We start from the raw sequence: 16,689 nt of genomic DNA on the forward strand, positions 1-16,689 counted from the left end.
TCCTTCAGGGCGCGCATGCGCAACTCCTCGCGCGACCGCTCCAGCTCGCCGGTGCGCTCCCGCACCAGCACCGCCAGTTCCCGCTCGCGGCGGGTCAGCGCGCGCAAGCGGAAGCGGTGGAACAGCAGGAAGGCGAACAGCGTCGCCGCCGCGCACAGGCCGTAGAAGGGATAGCCGCCCCACCACGGCGGCGCGATCGAAAACCGCCTCTCCACCGGCGCCGAGCTCTCGCCCGTTTCGCTGTCGACCGCCACGAACTGGAAGCGGTAGTCGCCGGCCGGCAGCGCCGCGTAGCGCACCTCCGGCAGCGACGACTCGCTCCAGCGCTCGTCCATGCCGACCAGGCGCACCCGGTATCGCAATCCCTGCCGGTTCTGGAATTGCAGACTGGCGAGGCGGAACACCATCGGATCGGGCGACCACGGCAAGGGCGCCGCGCCGCCCGCGATCTCGCGCTCGCCGCGCTGCACGCCCTCGATCACCGCCGTGGGCTCGATCAGCTCGAACAGGCGCTCCGGGCGCAAGATGTGGGACAGGCCGTTGCTGGTGACGACCCACATCGAGCCGTCGCCGTCCTCGTAAAAGCCAAGGCCGTTCAGATCGTTCCAGCTCAGGCCATGGGTCTGGTTCAGCATACGCCAGCGGCTCCGGTTCCACACCGCGAGACCGACGTCCGTGCCCACCCAAAGCCAGCCGCGGCTGTCCTCGTACACGGAATGGAGCGCGCGCTCGCGCAGCACCGGCGCGTCGACGCGCGTGGCGGCCGGCGTGCCGTCGACTTGCACACGCCACAGCGTGTCCAGGCTGATCGCCCACAGGCCGCCGTCGCGGGCGCAAACCAGCTTCTCGAGTTCGCCTTTGCCCACGGCCGGGCCGAATGGCAGCACCCGCCAGGCGCGGCCGTCGTGGCCCAGCACGTCGGTCAGGCTGGAGAACCACAGCCGGCCTTGCCGGTCCATACAGCCGGAAGTGACCGGGTTGCCCGGGTGCCGGCCCGGCGCGGCGGGGTCTTCGACCGCCGGCGGCTTGGCGCCGGCCGGCGCCGTCTCGTCAAACACATGCAGGCCCCCGCCCGTGGCGACCCACATCCGGCCTTTCCGGTCGGGCAGCACCTGGTTGATCAAGGGCAGCTTCGCCACCAGTTCCGTCGCCCCCCGCTCCGGCGCGTGGCGCAGCAGCAGGCCGGAATAGGTGCCGGCCCATAGGTTGCCGCCGCCGTCCAGGGCCATGCTCGCCCATTGGTGCCCCGCCAGCGCGGACGGCGCGGGCACGGCGGAGAAGCGGCGTCCGCCCGGGAGTTGCAGCGCATGGCCCGCGCGCGTGCCCACATGCAGCCGCTCGCCGCGATCGCGTTGCACGGAGATGATCACGTCGTCCGGCAAGCCCTGGGCCGAGGTCCAGTTTTCCCAGTTGCCGTAGCCGAGCCAATGCACCAGCCCCCGGCCGCGCGTCGCCATCCATGTGCCGCGCTCGCGATCCCGCAGAATCGCCATGACGCCGCCGCCCGCGTTCAATCCATTGTCCTTGCCGAACGTTTCCCAGCGGCCCAGTTCCCAGCGCAGCAGGCCTGGGTCGGCATTGGTCAGCACCCGGCCCTGCTCGTCGACGTGCAGTTCGGTGCGCAGCATGCGCTTGCGTAACACGTCGCCCGGGGGAGTGCGCTCCTCGAAGCGGCCGGCGCCCGCCGGCAACGCGAAGATGCGTTGCTCGCCGCGTATCCATAGCGTCCCGCCGGTGTCGCGGACGATGCTGCCCCATGGCTCGGCGGGCAGCCCGTCGGCCTCGCCTTTGACATCGACGCGGCCGCCGCTGGCGTGGCACAGCGAGCGCCCACACGCCATCCACAGGTCGCCGTCCGGGTCGGCATGGATGCTGCCGATGGCCGCCAGTTCGGCCTGGGCCTGGATCCGGGACTGGTCGAAATAGCCGCGGACGGTGGCGCCCTCCCTGGATGGCGTGATCGCCAGCAGGCGCCCCCCGGTCACGAGCAGAAGTTCGCCGTTCGCCCCCTCGGCCATTTTCTGGCCCGGCCATACCCGCAGCTTTTTCCCATCCAGCAGGACCGGCGCGAAGCGCCCGTCGTGAAACCGGTATAGCTGCTCATAGGTGCCGACCCACATGCCGGAGCGGCCGATGTGCAGCGCCGTGACAAAGGTCTCGGCCAGCCCCTGCACGGCCCCGTAACGCCGGAACGCCGCGCCGTCGAAGCGGAACAGGCCGTTTTCCGTGGCGGCCCACAGGTAGCCGCCCGCGTCCTGCGCCAGCGCCGTGACCGACAGGTTGCCCAATCCCTCCTTCTGGCCGAAATGCTGCAGCGGCAATTGCTGTGCATCGGCGCCCATTGCCAGGCATGTCATGGCGGCGAACAGTAGGCTGCGAAGCAAGGTTGGTTTCATTGAAATGTAAGCGAGGTCGTGCGACACCAACATACATTTCTCTGTTGCACGTGTCAAAGGAAATCCCCGCGCCGGCGGCGCGCCGTCGGCGGGGCGACACACATTCCGCCTGGAAATGGAACCAGCGCAGCGCGCCCGACCACGCATTGACACGAACCCATTCAAAGAGGACAGCATGAACGCCCCCGACCGCATAGATAAAATCATTGAAATACCGATAGCCGGCACGCCCTACCGCGTGGTCGACGAGGACGGCTGGCGCCAACTGATGGTGATGGGCAACGACGCGTCGATGCATTGCGAAATGCTGATCCGGGCGCCGGACGTGATGGCCTCGCGGTACGCGCGCCTGATGATGAACGCGCTGCCGTTCCCGCCGCGGCTGGACGACATCCTGCTGATCGGCTTGGGCGGCGGGCAGCAAACCAAGTTCCTGTACCGCTACCTGCCCGGGACGCGGCTGGTGACCGTCGAGATCGATGCCGCCGTGGTCGATATCTCGCGCACCTATTTCATGGTGCCGCCCGACGACGAGCGGCTGACCGTGGTGGTCGACGATGGCGGCAGGCACGTCGCGGCGCATCCCCTGTGCTGCGACGTGCTGCTCTGCGATGGCTACGACCACACCTTCAACGTGCCCGACTCGCTGGCCGGCGAGGAATTCTACCGGGCCTGCGAGCGCGCCCTGCGCCCCGGCGGCGTGATGGCGCTCAACCTGGACCGCCGCTCCGACGCCTGGCGCGCCGCGCATCTACGCCTGCTGCGGCGGATCTTCGACTCCCACCTGGAGCTGCCGGTGAACGAAAACCAGTCCATCCTGCTGCTGTTCAAGCGCGACCGGGAACAGGACTATCCCGCGCTGCTGCGGCGCGCCAAGCGCCTGGACGAGCTGCTGGACCTGGACCTGGCCTCCTTCATCGGCAGTCTCGAGCACCGCCGCTGATTCACCCGCCCTTCCGGCCGCCGCGCATGGTGCCTTCTCCCCGGCAATGGTTTACACTCTTGCCTGCTGGTCTAAACCTGAGAGCACATGAATATTGCATGCCTTATCCGCGACGCGTCGGTCCTGGAACAGGTCGGCACCGCCTTCAAGCGGGCCGGCTTCGACTGCGTTCCCTACGCCGCCGAGGCCCAGCTGTTCCGCGCCTTGCAACGGCAAAGCGCCGACCTGATCCTGATCGACTTCGCCGAGCCGCCGGAGGCCGACGACAGCGTCCTGTCCTGGCTGAAATGCCGCACCGGCGACCACACGCCGGTGCTCGGGCTGTCGGCGGCGGGCTGCGCGCGGGTGGCGGCGCTGGTGCTCGATTGCGGCGCCGACGACGTGCTGGCCAGGCCGTTCGACACGGCCGAACTGGTGATGCGGGCGCGTGTGCTGACCCGGCGCGGCAACCGCGCCGGCACGCGCCGCATGATCGAGCTGGGCGGTTTCACGCTGGACCGCGCCAGCGGCAAGTTCGCCTACGCCGGCGCGGCCATCGAGCTCACGCCGCGCGAATTCAGCATGGCCTGGATGTTTTTCTCGTCGCCCGGCATCTACATCTCCCGCGAGACCATCGGCGCCACCATCTGGAGCGCGGACAGCGAGGTGGCCGGCCGCACCATCGAACAGCACGTGTACAAGCTGCGCAAGAAGCTGCGGTTGGGCCCCGAGCGGGGCATCATCATCCGCACCGCCTACAGCCAGGGCTACCGGCTGGAACTGGTGGGTGGCGACAAGGAAACGGGGCACAACCACGTCCACCACGCATCGGGACCGCCATGAAACGCATCCTGTCCGCCCTGCTGGCCCTCGGCGCGGTTTACCACGGCGCGGCCGTGGCGGATGGCGGCGACATCGTCTTCATCGCGCCCACCAACCACACGATGCCGATGGCGCGCTTCGAGGAAGGGCGGCTGGCCGGCGGCTTGCTGAAGGAGTTGGGCGAACTGATGGCCGTGCGCATGGGCCTGCGCGCGCGGTTCCTCAGTGTCCCCAGCCGCCGGGTCGGCGAAGTGTTGACGGCCGGCGGCGCCGACGCGCTGTGCTACGTGCTGCCGGCGTGGATCGACGGCGATTACCACTGGAGCAAGCCGTTCCTGCCGAATGCCGGCGTGGTGGCCGCGCGTCCGGAGGCGCCCGTGATCGGGGCGCTCGAACAACTGGCCGGAATCAAGGTCGGCACCGTCAACGGCTACCGTTATCCCGACCTGGAGCGGGCGCTGGGCAAGCGCTTCGCGCGCGAAGACGCGCCCACGATGGAACTGAATTTCCGCAAGCTGGTGGTGGGCCGCATGCGGTACGCGATCATGGAACAGACCACGCTCGACTACCAGTTGCGCAAAAACCCGGCGCTGAAGCTGCGCAAGGACCTGCAATTCTCGTCCTTCCAGACGCAATGCGCATTCGCGCGCAACTCCGCCATCCCTTACGCGCGGGCCGCGCTGGCGATCGAACAATTGGTCGCCGACGGCAGCATCGCGGCCCTGCTGGCGCGTTACCGCTAGGAACTGGCGGGCGGCGCGCTCACTCCTTGACGTCGACGATGTTGATGGCGACGATCGCGGGCAGCCGCGACGCCGCGACGCGCCCTGGCGGCGACGTGCCACCCTGGCGCGCCAGGAATTTATCCCCGGCTTTTTTCAGGTCGCTCTTATAGTTGGCGAAAGGCGCCTTGGCGCGCGGCGCCTGCTGCGCGGGCGGCGTGGACGCGGCGCGCAAAGCCTGGTGAATGGCGTGACCGACCGGTTTCATGACGGCTCCCTCATGCTCAACCGGTCCAAGGTCGACGCGCTCCTGGAAGGACTCGGCTGCGGGCCGACATCTTCCTGCGCATGCAGCAGCAGCTCGCGCAAGGTGGCCGCCGTGGCGAAGCCCTCCTCGACCTGGCCGCGGAAGGCGGACAGGGTGAGCTGGCGGGCGTCGATTGCCTTGCAGTACAGGAAGCTGTCGTCGTGGACGTTGTAGGCGACCGCGCCGCCGTTGAGGTTGGCCGAATCGCTGTTGAGCATCAGCGCCGCCGCCAGTTGGTAGGCCTGGGCGTCGGGCAGCAGGGTCGCGATCCGGATCGCCGCCGTGAACAGGTCGTCCGCATCGGGGCAGGCGATGGTCATCTGCAACTGCTGGGGATTCGATAGCGACCAGCGACTGGGCGCGTCCCGGCTGGGGATCGCGCCCAGCAGGGATGGATTGATACGCATGTGAGTCATGAGGTTTTCCACGTTGGGCTTCGGGCCGGGGCGGGCGGCGGATATACGCCGCCCCCTTGCATGAGTGGAATCACATGGCCCGCGGTTCCATCAGGCCGTCATCAGAGCGGCGACCTCGGTGGCGCCGAGGGCGCCGCGATAGATGCGGAACTCGTCGATCTTGCCGTTGAAATACGGGTCGTTGAACTGCGAACGGCCGATCCAGTTCCGGCTGGTGTTTTGCAGCCGGAACGGCGCCAGGAACATGCCGGTGTTGACGCCGGTCTGGACGCCGTTCACGTACAGCCTGCCCGTGCTGCCCGACAGCGTCACCGCGAGGTGCACCCATTGGCCCACGGGCAGCGCGGCGTTGCTGTTGATGACCTGCTCGTTGCTGTAGCCGTTGACCGTCATCGCGAAGCGCGCCGGGCCGGTGCCGCCGGCGCGCGCCGTCAGCATCATGTAGTGGCCGGTGCCGGAGCCGAAGTCGAACACGCGTGCCCAGCTCTGGCTGGCGTTCCAGTACACCCAGCAGGCGATGGTGGCATCGCCCACGTCGGACATGATGCCCGCCGGCAGGCTGACATAGCCGGTGCTGCCGTTCAGCGACACGGCGTTGTTCTTCTTGCCCGGCACCCAGATGGCGCCCCCCACCAGCGTGCCGGGGTGGCCCTGGCCGCTGGCGTCGGCGGCGGTGCCGCCGCTGCTCTCGTCGAAGGCCAGGAGGGTGTGCAGTTGCACGCCGACCACCGCCTTGGCCTCGTTGGAGTCGGCGGTGGTGCCGGCCGGCGTGGTGGCGCTCACCACGTAGTAGTAGGTCCCCGCCGCCAGGCCGCTGTCGCTATAGGTGAGCAGGTCGGTGATGCCACTGGCCACCGTGGTGTACGGGCCGCCCGGCGTGGTGGCGCGCTTCACCGTGTAGCCGGTGGCGTAGGCGCTGCCCCACCACGACAGCACCACCGCGCCGCCCATCGTGTAGGCGGTCAGCCCGCTGGGCGCGGCGCCGCTGGCGATGGGATCGAGCGTGCAGGTCAAGGTGCCGTAGCCGAGCTGGTCGTAACCGCCGCTGCTCGAGCCATAGTTGCCGCCGCCGCCCTCGACGTTCTGCGCCCACAGTTTCGAATACGGCGCCGCCAGGCCCTTGCGGTTGACGTAATGGTTGTAGACCAGCGCCCAGCATGGCCGCGGGTCGCCCTGGCCGACTGTCGAAAGGCCGGTCTGGTTGACGTTGTCGATATTGTTGTAGCGCACGTAGGGCACGGTGTAGTACGTTGTGCCGGACTGGAGCAGATTGCTCTTGGCAACATATTCGGCGCCCGCCAGGAAGCGGTTGTTGTCGTGGCCGTACAGGTCCTCGCCCTGGTTCCAGGCCATTTCGCAGATCGCGCCCAGCAGCGCGATGCCCAGCGAGGTATGGCCCTGGTCGCGCCCCGTCTCCTGCCACTGGCCCAGATAGCCGGGATGCAGGAAGTACACGGCCTGGCCGATGCCGCCGTTGCCGGTCTCGCCCTTGAGGTAGTTGATGGCCTCGTCCCATTTGGCCTGGTCGTCGCACAGCACGCTGATGGCCAGGATCGAGGCCAGGGCGCACAGGTCCCAGTTGGCCCAGTAGTGGGTGATCTCGGTGCCGTTGTGGCGTATCAGGAAGTCGTGGTTGATCGGATAGAACACATTGAGCATCATGTTCTGGAAACGCGTGAAATCGGCGGCGGCCCAGCCGCTGTATCCACGCATGATCTCGGCGGCGTTGGCGAACTCGTAGCCATAGATGCCGGCCGCCAGCGCGGCGTCGGAGCTGCCGCCGATGGCGGTCAGCATCGCCGACCAGGCGTTCATGATCTCCACCGCCTTGTCGGCGTAGGCGGTGTTGCCCGAGACCTTCCAGCGCAGCGCGCAGGCGTAGGCGGCCGCGACGTCGTTGTACAGCAGCGAGTAGTTCTGGCTATGGACGCCGTCGTTGCCGCGGTAGACGATGGCGACGGGACGCGCCGTGTAACTCAGGTTGGTGTGGCTGTTGTTGATCAGCAGGTTCCAGCTGCCGCTCCACGGGCTGGTGGTGTACTTCGCCGCCATGCGCGTGAAATCGGCGTTCGTGTGCAGCAGGCCGGGGTGGACGAAAGTGCCCGGCGGCTTGCCGCCCTGCCGGGCCGCGCCGCCGGCGGTGGACGATGCGCCCGGGTCGCCGCCCGCCAGCCCGCCGCCGCAGCCGGCCAGGGCCAGCGCCCCCAGGCTGTACAGGAAGGTGCGGCGCGATAAATCCGCAGATATGTTTTCGATAACATCGTCGTTCGTTTGCGTCATGTTTGTCTCCTCTATTGGGAATGCACAGCGATCTAAACCCGGTCCGGCGGGCGCCGGACCGGCGGACCGCAGGAATGCGGCCGACGCATACGATTGTATCTATATATAAAAAACATTCCAGGAAATATTAAGGCCGGCGCGCGCCGCGCCGCGCTACCCCTCCCCGTCCACCACCGCGCGCTCGTCGAGCAGGCCGCGCCGCTTGAGCGCGCGCCACAATTCGGGGGGAATCGGCAATTCGAACCAGGCCGCGTTCTGCCGCAACTGCGCCACGTCGGCCGCGCCGGGGATGCAGGACACGACGGCCGGATGCGCCATCGGGAATTGCAGGGCCGCCGCCGGCAACGGCGTGCCGAATTCGCGGCACACGGCGGCGATGGCGCGGACCCGGGACAGCACGTCCTCGGGCGCGTCGCCGTAATTGAACTTGCGGTTGCCGGCCAGGACGCCGGAGTTGAACGGTCCGCCGATGATGATGGCGTTGCCCGCGCGCTCGCAGGCCGCCAGGAAGGGCGCCAGCGACGCCTGCTCGAGCAGCGTGTAGCGCCCGGCCAGCAGGGTGCAATCGAGCTCGCATTCCTGCATCGCGGCGTACACCACCTCCCACTCGTTGACGCCGAAGCCGACGGCCCGCACCCGGCCGTCGCCGCGCAGCTCGTCAAGCGCGCGGAAGCCGCCCCCGGCGGTGAGCTGCCGCCAGTAGTGCTCGTGCAGCGCGCCATGGGTGGCGCTGCCGATGTCGTGCACCAGCAGGAGGTCGACGCGGTCCATGCCCAGCCGCTGCAGGCTGTCCTCGTGCGAGCGCAGGATGCCGGCGTACGAATAGTCGTAATGGGGGATGTGGGGCGGGGGTTGGTCCGGCTTCAGCAACCTCCCCGCCTTGGTGCTGATGACGTATTCGTCGCGCGCGCGCTCGCGCAGGGCGGCGCCGAGCCGGCGTTCCGACAGGGTGAAGCCGTAGTACGGCGCCGTGTCGAAATAGCGCAGCCCGAGCTGCCAGGCGGCGTTGACGGCGGCGCGCGCGGCGCGCTCGGGGACGGCGTGGTGCAAGCCGCCCAGCGGCGCGCAACCCATGCCGAGGCGGGTCAGCCGCACCCCGCCACGCGGCAGCGGCACGGTGTCGGTGGCGCGCATGGTCATGCCCCCTTCAACACCGGCATCATTTGTAGGTCACGCCGTCGACGAAGGGGCCGATCTCCAGCAGGTTCTGTTCCGGGCCGGCGATGCGCTTGCCGCCCACGGTGACGTTCTCGATGCGCACGTTCCTCACCTTGCGCTTCTCGTCGTGGCCGCGGATGAGCGAGGCGCTGGGCGAGCCCTGGCCGGTGAACGCGATGTTGCGCAGCGTGATGTCCTCGATGCCCCGTCCCGGGCTGGTGTTGTACTTGGGCGTGTAGGCGATGTGCAGGTTGAACAGCTTGCCCTCCTCGATGCGCTCGACGCGGATGTCCTCGAACACCACGTCGCGCACCAGGTTGTCGTCGCCGGCCATGATGCCGATGGCGCCCTCGTACTCCGGGTCGTCCTCGTCGTGCTCGAGGATGTCGATATTGCTGAAGCGGACCCGTTCGATGACTTCCGCCTCGGGGTGCGCCGGCGTCGGCGTGTTGCCGTGGATGCCGATCATGACCGCGTGCGCGATGTCGGCCCACAGCGTGGAATCGGTGACGCTGATGTCGCGCGAATCGCCCCAGATGTCCCAGCGGTGGTTGTAGATGGTGACGCAATCGTCCGAGGTGCGGATGAAGCTGTCGCTGATCTTGACGCGCTGGCAGGCGAAGTGGCCCAGGCCGTCGGACCACTTGCCGCCGCCGATGGTGCGGATGCTGCGCTCCTCCAGGTCCCGCGAGGAGGCGCAATTCATGGTGCCGTGCGGCTGGTTGAAGAAGATCGGGCCGTCGATCAGGATGTTCTTCGAATTGCGGATATGCATCTGGCCGGCCGCGTCGAACAAGCCGTCGCTGATCACCTTGACGTTTTCCACCCCGTCGATGATGAGCTGGCTTTTCAGCATGGCCGAGCCGTCGATGTAGACCGTGCTGTTCGAGCGCAGGCGGAAGTCGCCGCTATGGATGCCGGGGCCGAAGTAGACCACCGGCGCGCTGAAGTCCGGCGTCTTGCCCTGCCCGATGGCGTCCGGGGTCAGTCCCGGGGGCTGGGCCGGCATGTCCTTGCGGATCGCGTGCGTGAACACGTGCAGGTTGCGCCGGCGGTCGCCGTCGAATTCCACGCTCAGGTTTTCCGGCTTGCTCAGCGTGAAATAGGCGACGCCGTTCCTGACCACCGGCTTGACGCCCTTGGAATCGGGCCGCACCACCACGTTCGAGAAATTGCCGTTGTTCTTCTGCACGGCAACCTCCACGGCGCCGTCGAAATTGAAGTACACCATGGAGGCGTCCCGCGGCCTGTCCAGGTCCACCTTGACGTTGTACTCGTACAGGTCTTGCCACACGCCCCCGGGCGTACGCACGCGGACAGTGAAGTCGTCGTTGTGATGCGTGTAGCGTATGGCCTGCGGGAAGGGGAAGACCTGGACCCGGTCCTGCGTCCCCGCGAGCGCCACCGGCGGCGCGGCCATGAAGCCGGCGGCGCAAACCGCCAGTGCGAATAAGCCCTTCAACATGTCATGCTCTCCTGGTTTGCGGCGCGATCTTACGCCGCGGTGTCGTATGCGGCGAAGCCGCGGATGTTCACGCTCCGCTCAAGCGCCTCGGTGCAGACGAAGCGCAGCGCGGTGACCGTGACCGGCTCCACGCGGTCGATACGCTTGTGGCCCACGGTCTGGCCCTCGACGATCGTCTTCCAGCCGCCATCGACGCGCGCCTCGATCCGGTAGCGGGCGATCTTCTGCCCCTGGGCCACGCCCTCCATCGTCACCAGGTGATCGATCCTGCGCGGCGCGTCGAAGCGCAGCGTCGCCGACAGGCCGTTGGCCCTGGTGCGGGCCACCGGGGTGGAGAAGCGCCGGCGGATCTCGTCGCCCATCTCCGTCGCCGCCGCCACCAGGTTGTCCGGAATGCGGCCGGAGGCGTCCGGCGTCAGGTTGACGATGGCGCCGGCCCCGCGTCCGATCAGCTCGTAATAGACGCGCATGCGCTCCTGCAAGGACGGCACGGTCCGCGGCCCGGTCCACATCCAGCCGCCGCTGGAAAGGGCGTCGGTGTTCGGGCCGAGGCGTGGGCGATACAGCCGGCCGTGCGGGCTGCCTGCGTTCTGGCCGTCCCATTTGTAGGTGGTGGCGCAGCTGTCGCGCGTGCCATCGACGGTGTCGACCGCGTTCCACATCGGGTAGCAGGAGTGACCCGACTCGTTGCCGACGTGTTCCACGTCCGGACCGAAATACAGCATGTCCGGCTGCAGCCGGCGCGCCTGCCTGCCCAGCTCCGCGTACAGTTCGCGCAGCTTGCCACCCTGGGGCTCGGGGCTCAGCGAGTCCGAGCGGCCGTAATGGTCGTCCCAGTAAAAGACCAACGGGCCGTAGCGGGTCAACAATTCCTGCTGCTGCCGCAATTCCTTGTCGCGCACCTTGGCGTAGCGCGCCGGATCGTCGTATTTGCCGATGGCGGCGTTGCCTTGGCCGGCGGCCATGCCCAGCGTGTGCTGGTCGAAGTGGTCGTCGATCCAGGGCGGCGTGTACAAGCCGGGTTTCACGCCATGCTTGCGGCAGGCGTCGACGAATTCGCGGACGATGTCGCCCTCCCCGTTCTTGTACGGGCTGTTGCGCACACTGTAGCCGGTGGTGGCGGTGGGCCACAGGCAGAAGCCCTGCTCGTGGCGCGCCGTCAGCACCACATAGCGCGCGCCCATGGCCTTGGCGGCCAGCACCCATTGTTCCGTGTCCAGGCTGGTGGGGTTGAAGGCGCTGGCCGGCATGCCGGCGGACACGCTGCCATAGGTGTCGATGCTGTAGTGGATGAACACACCCAGCTCCATGTCGTCGAACGCCAGTTGTTGCGCCGACGGTCTGGCCAGCCGGCGCGCCGGTCCGGCCGAGGGCGTCGCTGCCGCCGCCGCCGCGGGCAGCCCGCTCCCCATGGACACCGCCAGCATCGAATAGCCTGCCGCCAGGCCGAATTTACGTCTCGTGATTTTTTCAAAAGCCATTGCCATATCCCCTGTGGCGCGCGTTCGGCGCGCCCGTCATTGTCAACACCAGCCGGCGCATATTCAAGATCAAGCGATCTTCAAGGCGAACGCATAGGCGAGCGCGGGTTGATCGCCCGGCAGCGTCACTTGCAGTCCCTCGGCCGTTTGCTTGAACGCCAGCGCGGCTTTCCGCCCCACCAGCTCGACGCGCGTAACGGCCTTCTTCAAATGCGCGCCGCCGGCGCCCATGGACTTGATCGACACCTTGCCGTCCTCCGGCCAGCCCATGACGAAGGCGTAGACGGCGCCCTTCTTGGCGGTGAAGCGAATGTCCGCCGCGGTGTACGGCTTGTTCTTGCCCTCGTTGAATCCCTGCGCGGCGATCGGCGCCGGCGCTTCCATCACCGGGCCTTCGCCGAACACGGACCATGGCCGCGTATCGTAGATGCCCTCGCCATTCACGGCCATCCAGCGGCCGATTTCCTCGACGATGGCGAGCTCCTGCTCGTCGATCGTGCCGTTGCCCCGCACCGGAACGTTCAACAGCAGGTTGCCGTTCTTGCTGACCACGTCGATCAGCGTGTGCACGACCGTCTTGCCGCTCTTGTAGCCCTTGTTGTCGTAGACGCGCCGGTCATAGTGCCAGCTGCCGATGCAGGTGCAGGTTTGCCATGGCAGCGGTTCGATCGCGTTGCTTTGGCCGCGCTCGATGTCCCACACCATGGTCTTGCGCTGCTGGGCGTCGAGCACCTTGCCGTTGATGACCGCCTCCAGCTTGCCTTTCCTGGCGATGCTGCGGTTGTACATGTGCGCGGCGATGCGCACGCCGACATCGCTGACCTGCGACAAGGGCAGCGCGGTGTCGTCGAAGTAGACCAGTTGCGGATCGTAGGTGTTGATCAGCTCGACGGTCCGGTTGTAGAACTTCTCGCAGTAGGCCTGGTCCGGAACGGAGACGCCGCCGCCCCAATCCCATTGCTTGTGGATTTCCCCGCCGTTGTCGCTGTTCTTGCTCAGGGGGTGGTTCTGCGCGTACAGCGCCTGGGGATCGCGTCCCTCCCACCACTTGCCCTTGCCATCGGCCCGGGTCTGCACGCCGTCGTACGGGACGCCGGCGAGGGCGCCCTTCTTGTCCGCCTTCTGCGCGACCTCGAACCAGCTCCAGGCGTGGGTGGCGTGCACGCTGACGCCGAAGGGCAGGCCGTTCTTGCGCGCCGCCTTGCTCCACTCCTTGATCAGGTCTTTTTTGGGACCGATCCTCGTCGAGTTCCACTCGGGCTGGTACTTGCTGTTGTACAGGTCGAAATTGTCGTGGTGGTTGGCCATGGCGACGAAGTATTTCGCCCCGGCCTTCTTGTACAAGGCCACCAGGCGCTCGGGGTCCCATTGCTCCGCCTTCCATTGATGGATGACGTCCTTGAACCCGAACACCGACGGATGCCCGTACTTCTTCACGTGATAGTTGTACGCGTCGCTGCCTTCGATATACATCTCGCGCGCGTACCAGTCGCCGAATTCGGGTTCGCATTGCGGTCCCCAATGGGCCCAGATCCCGAACTTCGCGTTCCTGAACCAGTCCGGCGTCTTGTATTCGGCCAGCGAATCCCAGCTCGGGGAAAACGGGCCGGTGGCCATGGGCTCGCGGCCCACGTCCATGACGGCGCTCGCGGCGTACGCGTACCTGGACAGGCCGATGGCGGGGATGGCCGCCGCCATATGCATCAGTAGTTGTCGTCTCTTCATGATTTCCTCTTATAGACGGGGCCGGGCCCCACAATTTTTTTGAATTGTATTCTATAAATTTAAGACAAACAACGCTTATTCGAATTATTTTGATATCGATAACACGCAAGCCGGTAAAAATGCCAGCGGCGGGCGCCGCCGGCTTGCCGGCAAATCCGCCGGGCCGTCAGGCCGTCATCAGGGCGGCGACCTCGGTGGCGCTGAGGGCGCCGCGATAGATGCGGAACTCATCGATCTTGCCGTTGAAATACGGGTCGGGGTACTGCGAGCGGCCGATCCAGTTCCTGGTGGTGTTCTGCAGCCGGAACGGCGCCAGGAACATGCCGGTGTTGATGCCGGCCTGCGCGCCGTTCACGTACAGTTTGCCGGTGCCGCCCGACAGCGTCACCGCCACGTGCACCCATTGCCCCGTGGGCAGCGCCGCGTTGCCTGCGATGGCTTGGGAGTTGGAACCGCCATTGACCGTGATGGCGAAGCGCGGCAGGCCGTCGTTGGCGCGCGGCGTCAAAAACATGTAATGACCGGTACCGGAACCGAAGTCGAACACGCGTGCCCAGGTCTGGCTGGCGTTCCAATACACCCAGCAGGCGATGGTGGCGTCGGCCACGTCGGACATGATGCCCGCGGGCAGGCTGACATAGCCGGTGCTGCCGTTCAGCGACACGCAATTGCCCTTCTTACCCGCCACCCAGGTGGCGCCGCCGACCAGCGTGCCGGCGTGGCCCTGGCCGCTGGCGTCGGCGGCGGTGGTGCCGCCGCTCTCGTCGAAGGCCAGGTGGGTGTGCAGTTGCACGCCCACAACCGCCTTGGCCTCGTTGGAGTTGGCGGTGGTGCCTGACGGCGTGCTGGCGCTCACCACGTAGTAGTAGGTTCCCGCCGCCAGGCCGCTGTCGCTGTAGGTGAGCAGGTCCGTGATGCCGCTCGCCACCGTGGTGTACGGGCCGCCCGGCGTGGTGGCGCGCTTCACCGTGTAGCCGGTGGCGTAGGCGCTGCCCCACCACGACAGGACCACCACGCCGCCCGCCGTGTAGGCGGTCAGCCCGCTGGGCGCGGCGCCGCTGGCGATCGGATCGAGCGTGCAGGTCAAGGTGCCGTAGCCGAGCTGGTCGTAACCGCCGCTGGTCGTTCCATAGTTGCCGCCCCCGCCCTCGACATTCTGCGCCCACTGTTTCGAGTACGGCGCCGCCAGCCCTTTGCGGTTGACGTAATGATTGTAGACCAACGCCCAGCAGGGCCGTGCCGCGCCCTGCCCGTCCGTGTTAAGGGCGGTTTGGTTGACATTGTCGACATTGTTGTAGCGGACGTAGGGCACGGTGTTGTAGGTGCTGGTGCCGGACTGCAACAGATTGCTCTTGGCGACATATTCCGCGCCGGCCAGGAAGCGGTTGTTGTCGTAGCCGTACAGGTCCTCGCCCTGGTTCCAGGCCATTTCGCAGATCGCGCCCAGCAGCGCGATGCCCAGCGCGCTATGGCCCTGGTCGCGCCCCGTTTCCTGCCACTGGCCCAGATAGCCGGGATGCAGGAAGTACACGGCCTGGCCGATGCCGCCGTTGCCGGACTCGCCCTTGAGGTAGTTGATGGCCTCGTCCCATTTGGCCTGGTCGTCGCACAGCACGCTGATGGCCAGGATGGAGGCCAGGTTGCACAGGTCCCAATTGGCCCAGTAATGGGTGATCTCGGTGTTGTTGTGGCGTATCAGGAAGTCGTGGTTGATCGGATAGAAGACGTTGAGCATCATGTTCTGGAAGCGGACGAAATCGGCCGCGGCCCAGCCGCTGTACCCGCGCATGATCTCGGCGGCGTTGGCGAACTCGTAGCCATAGATGCCGGCCGCCAGCTGGTGGTCGGACGTGCCCCGGATGGCGGTCAGGGTGCCGGACCAGGCGTTCATGATCTGCACCGCCTTGTCCGCATAGGCGGTGTTGCCCGAGACCTTCCAGCGCAACGCGCAGCCGTAGGCGGCCGCGATGTCCTTATACAACAGCGAGTAATTCTCGGGATGAACGCCGTCGTAACCGCGATAGACAATGGCAACCGGGCGCGGCGGGGTACTCAGGTTGGTATGGCTGTTGTTGATCAGCAGACTCCAGCTGCCGCTCCACGGGCTGGTGGTGTACTTCGCCGCCATGCGCGTGAAATCGGCCGCCGTGTGCAGCAGGCCGGGGTGGACGAACGTGCCCGACGGCGTTCCGCCCTGCCGGGCCGCGCCGCCAGCGCTGGAAGACCCGCCCTGCCCGTCCCCCGCCAGCCCCCCGCCGCAGCCAGCCAGGGCGAGTGCCCCCAGGCTGTACAGGAAAGTGCGGCGTGAAATATCCGCGGCAATGTTTTCGATAACATTTTCTTCCGGTTGACGCATTTATGTCTCCTCTTTGGGGTTGTACAGCTGTCTGGACCCAGTCCGGCGGACGCCGGGACGGGTTTTCGCCCGCCGCCAGGGGCGGGCAAGTTCTGATTTATTTGAAGCTCACCCCTTCGACATGGGGGGCCGATCTCGAGCAGATTCGGCGCCGGACCTTCGATCCGCTTGCCCTTGGAGCCGGTCCGGCGCCCCCGCGAGCGCCACCGGCGGCGCAGACCGCCAGTGCGAATAAACCCTTCGGCATTGCCATTTTTACCTTTGCCCTGCCTTGTGAAACAATCCCGGGCCGCGGGTGTCGTATGCGGCGAAGCTGCGGATGTTCACTGTCCGTTCAAGCGCCTCGGTGCAGACGAAGCGCAGCGCGGTGACATCGATCGGGGCGACGCGGTCGATACGCTTGTGGCCCACGGTTTGCCCCTCGACGATCGTCTTCCAGCCGCCATCGACGCGCGCCTCGATCCGGTAGCGGGCGATCTTCTGGCCCTCGGCCACGCCCTCCATCGTCACCAGGTGATCGATCCTGCGCGGCGCATCGAAGCGCAGGATCGCCGACAGGCCGTTCGCGTGGGTGCGGGCCACCGGCCTGGAGAAGCGCCTGCGGATCTCGTCGCCCATCTCCGTCGCCGCCGCCACCAG

General features: G+C 67.1%; 13 protein-coding genes. 3 read left to right on the forward strand and 10 right to left on the reverse strand.

Translation table 11 applies throughout. From position 1 onward, the window contains the following. On the reverse strand, positions 1-2,384 hold a 2,384-nt coding region (locus tag BM436_RS34630), incomplete at its 3' end, for a ligand-binding sensor domain-containing protein (RefSeq protein WP_143133480.1). A 187-nt stretch (positions 2,385-2,571) separates the two neighbouring features. Between BM436_RS34630 and BM436_RS34635 the strand changes: the two genes are divergently transcribed. The 3 genes from BM436_RS34635 to BM436_RS34645 all read left to right on the forward strand — a co-directional run bounded on the left by BM436_RS34635 (position 2,572) and on the right by BM436_RS34645 (position 4,883). Continuing rightward, positions 2,572-3,339, forward strand: a complete 768-nt coding sequence (locus BM436_RS34635) for a spermine/spermidine synthase domain-containing protein (RefSeq protein ID WP_177307805.1) — start codon at positions 2,572-2,574, stop codon at positions 3,337-3,339. An 87-nt stretch (positions 3,340-3,426) separates the two neighbouring features. Continuing rightward, on the forward strand, positions 3,427-4,161 hold the full coding sequence (locus BM436_RS34640) for a response regulator transcription factor (RefSeq protein ID WP_093561454.1): 735 nt from the start codon (positions 3,427-3,429) through the stop codon (positions 4,159-4,161). Further along, positions 4,158-4,883 carry a substrate-binding periplasmic protein gene (locus tag BM436_RS34645; protein WP_093561456.1) on the forward strand — a complete coding sequence of 242 codons (726 nt, stop codon included), beginning with the start codon at positions 4,158-4,160 and terminating at the stop codon, positions 4,881-4,883. The genes BM436_RS34640 and BM436_RS34645 overlap by 4 nt, the downstream gene beginning before the upstream one ends. 19 nt (positions 4,884-4,902) lie before the next feature. Here the strand turns inward: BM436_RS34645 and BM436_RS34650 are convergent, their stop codons facing one another. From BM436_RS34650 to BM436_RS34690, 9 genes are all read right to left on the reverse strand, one after another. Continuing rightward, positions 4,903-5,130, reverse strand: a complete 228-nt coding sequence (locus tag BM436_RS34650; RefSeq protein ID WP_143133481.1) for a hypothetical protein — start codon at positions 5,128-5,130, stop codon at positions 4,903-4,905. Continuing rightward, positions 5,127-5,585 (reverse strand): CesT family type III secretion system chaperone, encoded by a 459-nt coding sequence (locus BM436_RS34655; protein WP_093561460.1) that lies wholly within the window; start codon positions 5,583-5,585, stop codon positions 5,127-5,129. The genes BM436_RS34650 and BM436_RS34655 overlap by 4 nt, the downstream gene beginning before the upstream one ends. 90 nt (positions 5,586-5,675) lie before the next feature. Next, positions 5,676-7,865 (reverse strand): LamG-like jellyroll fold domain-containing protein, encoded by a 2,190-nt coding sequence (locus tag BM436_RS34660; RefSeq protein WP_093561462.1) that lies wholly within the window; start codon positions 7,863-7,865, stop codon positions 5,676-5,678. Positions 7,866-8,018: 153 nt separating this feature from the next. Further along, positions 8,019-8,999, reverse strand: coding sequence for an aldo/keto reductase (locus BM436_RS34665; RefSeq protein ID WP_093561474.1), 981 nt, complete (start codon positions 8,997-8,999; stop codon positions 8,019-8,021). A 25-nt stretch (positions 9,000-9,024) separates the two neighbouring features. After that, positions 9,025-10,488, reverse strand: a complete 1,464-nt coding sequence (locus BM436_RS34670) for a glycosyl hydrolase family 28 protein (RefSeq protein WP_093561464.1) — start codon at positions 10,486-10,488, stop codon at positions 9,025-9,027. A gap of 29 nt (positions 10,489-10,517) precedes the next feature. Beyond that, positions 10,518-11,969, reverse strand: coding sequence for an alpha-L-fucosidase (locus BM436_RS34675; protein WP_143133482.1), 1,452 nt, complete (start codon positions 11,967-11,969; stop codon positions 10,518-10,520). 69 nt (positions 11,970-12,038) lie between these two features. Further along, the gene (locus BM436_RS34680) at positions 12,039-13,694 is read right to left on the reverse strand and encodes an alpha-L-fucosidase (RefSeq protein WP_093561468.1); all 1,656 of its coding nucleotides are present in this window, start codon (positions 13,692-13,694) and stop codon (positions 12,039-12,041) included. A 166-nt stretch (positions 13,695-13,860) separates the two neighbouring features. Continuing rightward, entirely contained in the window at positions 13,861-16,050 is a 2,190-nt protein-coding gene (locus tag BM436_RS34685) for a LamG-like jellyroll fold domain-containing protein (RefSeq protein ID WP_093561470.1), read from the reverse strand. A gap of 255 nt (positions 16,051-16,305) precedes the next feature. Continuing rightward, the coding region (locus BM436_RS34690) for a hypothetical protein (protein ID WP_218164992.1) at positions 16,306-16,689 on the reverse strand (384 nt) is incomplete at its 5' end.

Origin of the sequence: Pseudoduganella namucuonensis (assembly GCF_900116645.1) — a bacterium.
GTDB classification, from domain to species: Bacteria; Pseudomonadota; Gammaproteobacteria; order Burkholderiales; family Burkholderiaceae_D; genus Rugamonas; species Rugamonas namucuonensis.